At 37.3% G+C, this 10,584-nt stretch carries 3 protein-coding genes; all 3 read left to right on the forward strand.

Annotated features, from left to right (window positions below; genetic code table 11):
* Positions 1–81: 81 nt before the first annotated feature.
* Entirely contained in the window at positions 82–6,075 is a 5,994-nt protein-coding gene (locus G468_RS20350; RefSeq protein ID WP_135677929.1) for a TcdA/TcdB pore-forming domain-containing protein, read from the forward strand.
* Positions 6,076–6,425: 350 nt separating this feature from the next.
* A complete protein-coding gene (locus G468_RS22435; protein WP_211229661.1) occupies positions 6,426–10,316 on the forward strand; it encodes a leucine-rich repeat domain-containing protein in 3,891 nt (1,296 codons plus the stop codon).
* Between the two features lie 33 nt (positions 10,317–10,349).
* Positions 10,350–10,584: transposase zinc-binding domain-containing protein (locus G468_RS22900; RefSeq protein ID WP_211229662.1), on the forward strand; the 235-nt coding region annotated here is incomplete at its 3' end.

A 10,584-nucleotide genomic window follows, 5' to 3' on the forward strand; every position in this document is an offset into this window, starting at 1 on the left:
CACAATCAATTAACCGTATTACCTGTTGATTTACCCACATCACTCGAAGCTTTACATGCTGCCTATAATAAACTCACTGAATTGCCGGGTAGGTTACCGACTAATTTACTTTTTCTTGATGTTAGCTATAACCAACTCACTTCACTGCCTAATGAATTTCCTAATAGCCTTCAGTTTCTCTATGTGCAAGATAATCAATTATCCCAATTACCTGCTATTATGCCTAGGTTTTTAACCCATATCGTGTTAGGTAATAATCAATTAACTGAGTTACCGCATTTTTTTGCAGATTTAATCTACCTTGATGCCAGTTACAACCGATTAACTGCGTTTCCCGTTGGTATACCTGAGGATTTGGATACTCTTATTTTGCATAATAATCAGTTGCATGCTTTACCTGCTGATTTATCTGAAGATCTAACCTTTTTTGATGTGCATAATAATCAGATAGCCACCTTACCTGAACATCTGCCTTTAATGTTAGAGTACTGTGATTTTAGTGGTAATCCATTGGACGCAATCCCGACTCGTTTTCCATTGCAATTCCCTCAATGGTTCGCTGCTGAGCATAGCATCGACATTTCAGCGGAGGCGTTAGGTAATTGGGCGGCTGATAGCAATATTACTGTTGACGAAGCTAACGGCAGGGCGATTGCCGTAGAAAGAATAACAGCTTGCATTGATAATAATAGTAATTCACTTGATTTATCCGGTTTACATTTAACCCGTTTACCCGCTCATTTACCCGCGACTATTAGCGAACTTAGAATAAATAACAATCAACTGTCAATTTTACCTAGCCATTTGCCAGCTAAGCTAAAATATTTATATGCGGCCGATAATCAGTTAAATGCTTTACCCGGCAATCTGCCTGATTCATTGGTTTACCTTGATATTAGTAGTAATCAATTGACGGCTTTGCCGAATACTTTGCCTATGATGTTACAACATTTAGATGCACATAATAATTTATTGACTAATTTGCCAACTTATATACCCGATATTTTAATGACGTTGAATGTTAGTCATAATCAGCTGGTATCCCTGCCAAATAATTTATCCAATAAATTAAAAAAACTTGACATTAGTAGTAATCAATTCACTGCTTTTCCCGACAGTTTGCCCAATCAGTTAGGGCATCTTAATGTCAGTGATAATCAATTGGAAGAAATACGGCCAGCAAGTTTCTCTGCTAAATTAAAATATTTAGATGCTAGTCATAATAAATTATTTGCATTATCTAATCATTTGCCTGATGTGCTAAGATACCTGAATGTCAGTGATAATCAGCTAACGTTTTTGCCGCCTAATCTGCCCACTCAATTAAAATATTTCAATGTTAGCAGTAATCAACTGAAAGAATTACCGGCTCACTTTCCTAATAAACTGCTTTTTCTTGATATTGACAATAATCCAGTCTCTATGGGCCATGCCCCTATTTCCATTGCTGCTACTGAAATGAAGTCGCATCCACAATTATCTGAGTTACCCCGCTCTAAATATGAATTAATTTTAGAATGGCTTGAATGGTTAAGAAAAGCACCAAAAAATGAAATACATTCCAGAAAAACTGCTTTTATGCGCATGAGTGATTGTCTTCGTTTGCAAGAAAAATCGTTTGATTTATCAAACTTAAAGCTCACTAGCCTACCCGATCATTTACCCAACAATCTGATAGCATTAAATGTTAACGATAACCAGCTGACAGCGTTGCCGGCGAAACTCCGATCTACTCTCCAAAAGCTTTATGCGGATAATAATCAGTTAACTTCTCTGCCTGCTAGCTTGCCTGCTGGATTAATACAATTAGATATTAGCCATAACCAGTTGGTGGAGTTAACCAATAATTTACCCACCACGTTGCTCGGTATAGATATTAGTTACAATCAATTGCTTCGGTTACCGGATCATTTACCGGCTGGTTTACTATTACTCAATGCTGATCATAACCAGTTAACCTTCTTGCCTGATAGCCTGCCGGCCGGTTTAACCAATTTGGCGGTTAGTAATAATCAATTAAAAACATTAACCAATCATTTGCCAAATTCAATAATGAGGATTGATGTCAGTAATAATCAACTTACTGCGCTGCCTGATCATATGCCCAATAAATTAGTAAAATTTAACTTTACCGGCAATCGACTGAGTGCTGAATTAATGCAACAGCCGATTAATCTTACCCTGGCGGCCGGTTCAAGATGGGATTATGCCAGCTTGACCTCTGATCGTAAGGTGTCAGGTTGGCAACTACCCGCGGTGAATTTTCAGCATGAGGGGGAAAGCAGTCGTTTTAATGGCCAATTAATTATTCAGTTGGAAAATGATCCGCTAGTGAGAGAGGCGGCGATCCAATTAACCAAAAAACATCCGCAAATATCGGTTTTAGTCCAGTTAGATAGCCAGGGTGATACTTTTATTGTACATGGCAATATCGAACATTTGCGGCCGCAAACAATGCAGCGTTGGCAGTTAGTCGGTCATGGCCGGGAAAGCCTTCTTGATGGAGAACATATCAACCTGGCCTGGCGTGAAGCTAAATCGTTGGCACAGCAGTTAAAACAATTGGCGACGGATTTTGGGATAACGGTTTCGCCGAAACATATCAATCTGGTTGGCTGTTCGTTGGCTGACGATAAGCAGCAAACCAGTTATGTCAGACAATTTGCTGATGCTTTAGATGAAACGATTCGGCCCTATACTGTCTCTGCCTATTCGGCTAAGTTGATGGTCAATGATGAGGGCAGAAAACGGTTGACTGAAGCGGGTAATAAAACCACGCTGTTTTTTAATAACGAGAAAAGTGAATGGCATATAGAGAAAGTGGCTGGCAAAACAGTTAATAACCTGACAAAAACAGGGATTGAACCAGCGACTTTAGGGGCGCCTGCCAGGCTGGAGGCTATCTCTTATAAATTAATCTCTTTCATTAAGCAGGCTGAGCAATTTCAGTCGACTATGAGTCAGTTTTATCATTATCATCGTTTATCGCTACAAAAGTGGCTACCACTTTTTACCAGTTTTAACAAAAGTAAAGTACAGCCGGGCAGTTATGATTTACATTTTATTCATAATGAGACCAATCAATTAAAGAAATTAGTCACTAATAATAAACATATTATTGATTTTATTAATAAATGTAATCAATATCTGGAAATGATTATCAAAGTTTATTATTACAATGGTAAAACATTGGCTCTACGCAGTAATAGTAATATAACGGATGTTGATAGTGTACATGGATTAAATGCGGCTTTCCTAATCAAAGAATTGATCCCTTGGTTTGCCAATAAACATCGGCTTGGTGTAGTGGATGGTGAGTTATCAGACACCTTAAGTATGGCACTGAATATACACACTTATCTCAATTTAACGCAAATGGTGCATGGGACAGTGGAAGATACCGTGCGGTTGGTTAATTTATATCAAATGGTTGCCTACCAGGGGCAGCAGGCAACGAAAGGATTATTGAGCCCCTTGTTTTATGGCAGCTACTTCTTAGGTGGAGTATTTAATATTGCCAGTATCGTTTTGGATAGCATTGAATTAGCGCATGCGCAAAATGATCTGCAACGAGCGGTTTTTAGTGCTCAGTTAGGGGTTGATATTGTTAATTTAGCAGTTATTGGTATAGGAATAGGGGCTAGTATGCTAGGGGCAACTACGGTTGCAACCTTTGCTGGTGCGTTAGCTGTCCCATTGGCCGGGGTAGGGGTGGGTATCACCGCGTTGGCTGAAGCATTTGGTAATGTAAGCCATCATGTTCAGATAGTTGGCAACTATTTTGCCGATGTTGATTTAGCTTATAAAGCGGGTGGTTATCGGTTGGTAACGAAAAAAATACCTGGCAGTGATATGACGATTACGATTATGCAGCCGCTACCGGAGGCCGTCATTACCGAGCTGGACTTACGCCACAATACACTGACTTATGATAGCCAATATCTTTATCGTAATGATCCTACGCACTCGGTTGGTTCAGGTCATAGTAATTATTTCTTCTTCTGGCCCAATCGTGACCTAAATCGAGATAAAAGTCAGGCGATCAATGTTCGACAGGGATTGGGCTATCAAGATAGTCAGAATTTTAAACCTGGTGAGCACGCGTTGCTCCTACCAGGCACGCCTATCAGCTACTTATATTATCATTATATGACCTTACCCTTTGTCACTGCGCGAGGTGATAGGGGATTTGAGCTATTAAGAAAACTGGAAGAAGATGGTCGCTTTGACTTTGATTTTTATGCTTTTCCTGGTGAACGCGCAATCTATAGGCTTATACCCGATTATGTTGCAACTCCGATTAAAGTGATTTTGGACGATCGCGACAGGGATTTGGTGATGCCAACATTGCCAGTGGATTTTCAGCTCTATATTAGTTATCAGTTGGTTGGAGGTGAGGGAGAATATCGGATTAGTTTAGCGAAAGAGGGATCAGTAACCTTGCTATCCGATAATGCCAATACGCGTTGGCTATTGGATGCCCGTTATCTTAGCCCGGGCACCAATCTACAGGTTAGTGAGGTAGATAACTGTCTCTATATTGATAATGTAACGGTAACGTTACCGAAAAGAGCCAAACAGATTGTGGTGGTAAATAAACAGGGAACTTATGTCTTTGATGAAAAGAGTAAACAAATGCATCTCACTCATGTGGATGGCCGCTATTTCAATAATAGTGATGCACTGGATAAATATCTTAAAACGCTAGCCGATAGTCAGTACCACTCTTCGGCATTTGTGATCATCGATGACTATCAACCGGATATTGGCGGAGGTAACGTGGGGAGAGCCTATTATGAGACCGCTCGTGACCGTATGATTTATACTAATCTGCCGGTTTCGGCCGACTTTCTGAACAAAGCGATTTTAGCCAAAGTTGAAGGCGATAAAGCCTGGTTTTATCGCGATACCACAATTTGGCAGGTCGAAATTAGTACGGGACAGTTATTGCGGCAATATCTGCCATTTGATTTTTCGGCTGCGAGTCACACAGACATCCGTAGCTATACGATCCAGGAAAATGGCCAATTGCTGTTTGTAATTGAGCAGAATGGCATGCGTTGTGTTTATACCGTTGAGGATGCAGCGCTGTATTTGGTTGCGATTCATGGCAGTAAGGCTATGTTGAACCTGTTAAATAGTCTCAAACAGCTGGTAGATTTTATTGGGCAAAATAAAAATCCGGTGTTGCTGTTATCTGAGGCTAACCAATTTGACGCTTCCCCATCCCTTGATATCGACCAATTAGATAAGCATGTTTCATCAGCTACTCTTATTCCCAGTCAGTTGGCAGAAATAGTCTATTTATCTGGTTATAATGACGGCCAAAGGCAACATTACTGGTTAATAACCAAGGGTCAGTATGAAAATAATGTGATCCACTTAAATTTAGTCGCTCAATCAGAGCGTGATGCGCTACCCCATGCCGATGAGGTAATTGCCAACCCAGCGCAGAGGTCAGCATCGCTGGCAGAATTTATTCTTGTGGCGACCGCGACAGGTGAGTCAACCGGTTATTACTTTTATAATCCACAAACCCATGCGCTCTATTTTCAACCAGATAATGGTTTCTCCAATAGCCAGGCGCAATTGGTTGCCAGCAATATTCGCTCACTTTTTCCGATTAATAATAAATTATTTTGTCAGCGAGAAGATGGGATATTTAGTTTACTGGATAACCAGGGGAAAAACGTATTAATCGGCGTTTCACAGGACTGGTTACATCAGCATAGTGACAGGGTTATATTAGATTTGAATAAGCTGATTGATGCGGTGCCACACGCAGCCGATTACCTCATATTGCAGGGCTTACAGGATCGAGAGGGAAATCCGGTAAGAGCTTGGTATGATAGTAACGTTGGTTGCATAGTACAAGCGGCAAGCAGTTTAGATAGTAATCATGAACTGATTTACTTAGGGTTATCAAACGATCGACGGGAAGCATTAATTTATGATAATGATGAGCAACAGCAATATCGTTTTTTACAACCCACCAACGTTACATTGACGCCGACAGAAACAGGACTTTTGATCTCAGATATTCCGGCCGATCCTTTATGGGCCACTTTTGCTTAGCTATATTGACATAATAATTAGGTTGTGATTGAAATAAAACCATTGATATTTCCGTTATCAATGGTTAGTTTTATATTGACGCTAGAAAATTTTCAGATTAAGAGAGAATATTTATATTGGCGAGTTTATTTTAAAAATAACTAACTATTTTAATATGTTAAATATTTACTAGTTAATTAAATGCTTCCATTCGATATATTATTCACTTGTTATTGTAATTGTTTACATTAATATTTATTTTCAACATTGAGCCGGTTTATTTTTAAACTGTCTTAACTCACTCTACTACTTATATATCACTGCTATACTCAATTTCTTTATCAATAAATTTTCCTTTATCGCAACATGTAATGCCATGTTCATATTGGAGACTTATTTCTGAAAGAATACTTATTACTGAGATAATAAATAAAATGAATGCAGAAAATAATATTAAGTTGCATATGATCGAGTGGAAAAAATGGGCGAATCAAGCGCATTTAGAACCAACAGAATATAGAGATATTGCTTTACAGAGAATAATTGATTGTTTAAAAAATAAAAGTATCTTTCTTGATTTATCGGGTTTAGGGTTAACTTCTTTACCTGATCATTTACCGAATAATATACGCTTTCTTGATATTTATAGTAATCAATTAACTCAGTTACCGAGTACTTTACCCAACGCATTAAAAAGTCTGGTTGCAAGTAATAATCAATTAATTGATTTACCTGATTATTTGCCAGAGAATTTAACTAAGCTTGATGTTCATAATAATAAGCTAGCAAGTTTACCGACTAACTTACCTGGTAATTTAGATTTACTTGATGTTCATAATAATCTGCTCACTGATTTACCTGCTAGTTTACCTACTGCTTTAAAATATATTTCTCTCAGTAGTAACAAACTAACGGTATTACCGAATCATTTACCCGATGGATTAGAAATTATAAATGTTGATAATAACCAGTTAGGTAGTTTACCTAATCATTTGCCTACAGCTTTAAACCGGTTAATTGCCAGCAATAATAAATTAATTACACTACCTAATAGCCTACCGAATGGATTAATAGAATTAAAACTTAATGATAATCAAATAACTGATTTACCCACTCATTTACCCGAGCGGTTGCAAAATCTGGATGTGACTAATAATCGGCTGAAAATTTTACCTGATAATTTACCTGATTCGTTAACCTATCTTATTGCTAATAATAATCAGTTGGTAAGTTTGCCAGAGAGTTTGCCAGGATCTTTGGCTTATCTGTTAATTAATAATAATCAATTGGTCAATTTACCTGAGACTTTACCGGCTAATTTAGTTGATCTTTATGTAAATAATAATCCGTTAATCGCCATATCCGATAAGCTACCCGATAATTTAAAGCATTTAGCTATCAATGGAGCCAGTTTAATTTCGTTACCTAATCATTTACCCAGTAATCTAATTGCCCTTAGTGTTACAAATAGCCAATTATCTTTTTTACCCGATACACTGCCGACTGATTTAAAAAGACTTGATGTGCATGGTAATCAATTGCAAAAATTACCTGCTATTTTGCCAGCGAATTTAATGAGTTTGAGCGTCAGCAATAACAAATTACTTGGTTTGCCTAATGAGTTGCCAAACATGTTAATTTATCTTAATGCCAATGATAATCAGCTAGCCGCTTTACCAAAATATTTGCCGGCAGAATTGGAATATCTGAATGTTAGTAATAATCAATTGACTAAATTAGCTGATAATTTACCAAATAAATTAAAACATATTAATATTAATGGTAATTTTATTAGCAAGTTACCTAATCATTTACCCGATTTTTTAGAAGGTCTTGAAGTACGAAAGAATAAGTTAACTGATTTGCCTAATAATTTACCCTATAACTTAGTATTACTCGATGCCAGTAATAATCATTTGGATCATTTGACTGATAAATTGCCTTATAAATTAAAAAGCCTGATTGTCAGTAATAATAAACTGACAGCCTTACCCGAAACTTTACCTCACTGGTTAGTTACCATCGATGTTAGCAATAATCAATTGAGTCATTTACCTAATGATTTACCTGCTGCTTTAAAATATCTCACCGCTAGCAATAACCAATTAAAAATGTTACCGCTCAATTTACCAACAACATTGAAAAATCTACTCATTGAACATAATTCATTAAATGTTTTGGACTATGTTTGGCCAGCTAAACTTGAAAAATTGAATATTAGCGATAACAAATTAATTAGTTTGCCGAATAAGTTACCCAATTCATTAAAAAGCCTGATTGCGCAAGATAATCAAATAACTAGTTTGCCCAAACATCTGCCCAATCAGTTAGTAGAATTTGATGTTAGTGGTAACCCATTAGTCACGCTATCTTCGGAACAATTGGGGATGCTTGCACGTTACAATACAGAAGGCCAACCTCAGACTGAATGGTCGGTGTGGGTAAAACAAGCATCAGCAGGCGAACAAAGAGATATTGCCTTGCAAAGAATTGTTGATTGCTTGAATAACAAGCATACCGTGCTTGATTTATCAGATTTAGCACTCACTTCTTTGCCTAATTACTTACCCGCGACATTAAATGAAATTATTGCTAATAATAATCAACTAACTCAGTTACCGGATATACTGCCTGATAAGTTAATAACCCTCAATGTTAGCAACAATCGATTAACGCAGCTGCCAAATAAACTAGCAGATAAGTTAATAACGCTTAATGCGAGTCATAATGAATTAAGGCATTTACCTGATCAATTGCCTAATGGGTTAATTGATCTTACGGTTACTCATAATCAATTGACGACGCTATCGAATAATTTACCTGATTCTTTAAAGTATCTAATTATCAGTCATAATCAATTTACTCAATTGCCGGATAAATTACCTAATTCTTTAAGGTATCTTACTGCTAATAATAACCAACTAAGTAGCCTACCCGATAATTTGCCTGCTTCGATAAAGTATCTTACGGTTGCTAATAATCAACTTACTGAGTTACCGAGCTCTTTGCCGAATGAGTTAATTGAGCTTACCGTCAGTCATAATCCTTTAGTTAAGTTACCGGATACGCTACCCAATACATTAAAAAATCTTATTGTTAATTCTGCATGGTTAACTGAATTGCCGAGTAAACTACCGACCACGTTAAATGTGTTGGAAGTTTATAATAATCGATTAATTAAACTGCCCGTTAATTTGCCAGATTCATTGATATTACTGGATGTGAATAATAACCAGCTACCAGTCTTACCTAAACACTTACCTGATAGTATAAAAATTCTTGATGTCAGTAATAATCAATTAACCAGTTTGCCGCTGATTATGCCAGGCATGTTAGAAAATCTTTATATTCGTAATAACCGATTGAAGACGTTGCCCAACACGCTACCGAATAAATTAAAAAATTTAGATGTTAGTCATAACCAACTCAATTTATTACCAGACCATCTACCCGATGCTCTACAGTATTTTTATCTTAGTCACAACCGATTGACTGAGTTAACCGATAATTTGCCTGATAGCTTATTAGGTTTGGATGTTGATGGTAATCAGTTAGTGACCTTACCGCATCATTTACCAAATGATTTATCTGAACTTATTGTTAGAAATAATAAGTTAAAGGCATTACCTGCGCAATTACCTAATAAATTAGAATATCTAACCGCTAACAATAATCAGTTGACAGTTATACCTAATAATCTATCAAAAACATTAAAATATATTAATGTTAGCAATAATCAATTAATTGCATTACCCGATAGTTTACCGGGAACGGTAAGACAGCTCGATGTTCATAATAATCTACTCGAAGCTTTGCCAGTGAGTTTACCGTATGCCTTATCTGTGCTGGATATTAGCAGCAATAAGTTGGCAAATTTGTCAGTTAATTTGCCTCGTCTTTTGCTTAAACTTGATGTTAGTGATAATCGCTTGATAGCATTACCTAATAATTTACCCAACGATTTACAGGTACTTGACGCGAGCCAAAATAAACTGTTTGCTTTACCCGATCACTTACCTAAAAAATTAGCAGAACTGAAACTTACTCATAACAAACTAACTTATTTACCCGATAATTTGCCTGATGAGTTAGCTTTTCTTAATGTTTCATACAATAAATTGGCGACTTTAACGGATAAACTACCCGCTAAGTTAATCGAACTCTATGTGAATGATAATTTATTAACATCTATTCCCAATCATTTACCAGAACATAAGCACGCCTTTGGCGTGAGCATCGCGGCAAAGGCGCTCTATTTCTAGGCAATTCCCTTCTCGTCTTTTATACTCTGCTCTATGTACATCCCCAGACCTGCAAAACTGCTATTTCAATACGATGACGGATGGAACCTTTTCATCGAAAATAATTACGTGGATGAATGGCAACTACTCTCTGTCGAAAAGATGCTCGCCTGCAGCACCTGCGCTATGGGCGTTCGCCGTTATTGCTGTTCTTCACCTGAATGCTCTCATTCACGCTTCTTTTGTCAAACCTGTAAATCCAAAGCCTGCAGTGCGTGTGGCCTCAAAG

This window comes from Arsenophonus nasoniae DSM 15247 (assembly GCF_000429565.1).
Classification (GTDB): domain Bacteria; phylum Pseudomonadota; class Gammaproteobacteria; order Enterobacterales; family Enterobacteriaceae; genus Arsenophonus; species Arsenophonus nasoniae.

Bases quoted from the DNA above. Each gene is read 5' to 3' on its own strand.
- G468_RS22435 (WP_211229661.1), top strand. From the start codon at position 6,426: ATGCCATGTTCATATTGGAGACTTATTTCTGAAAGAATACTTATTACT.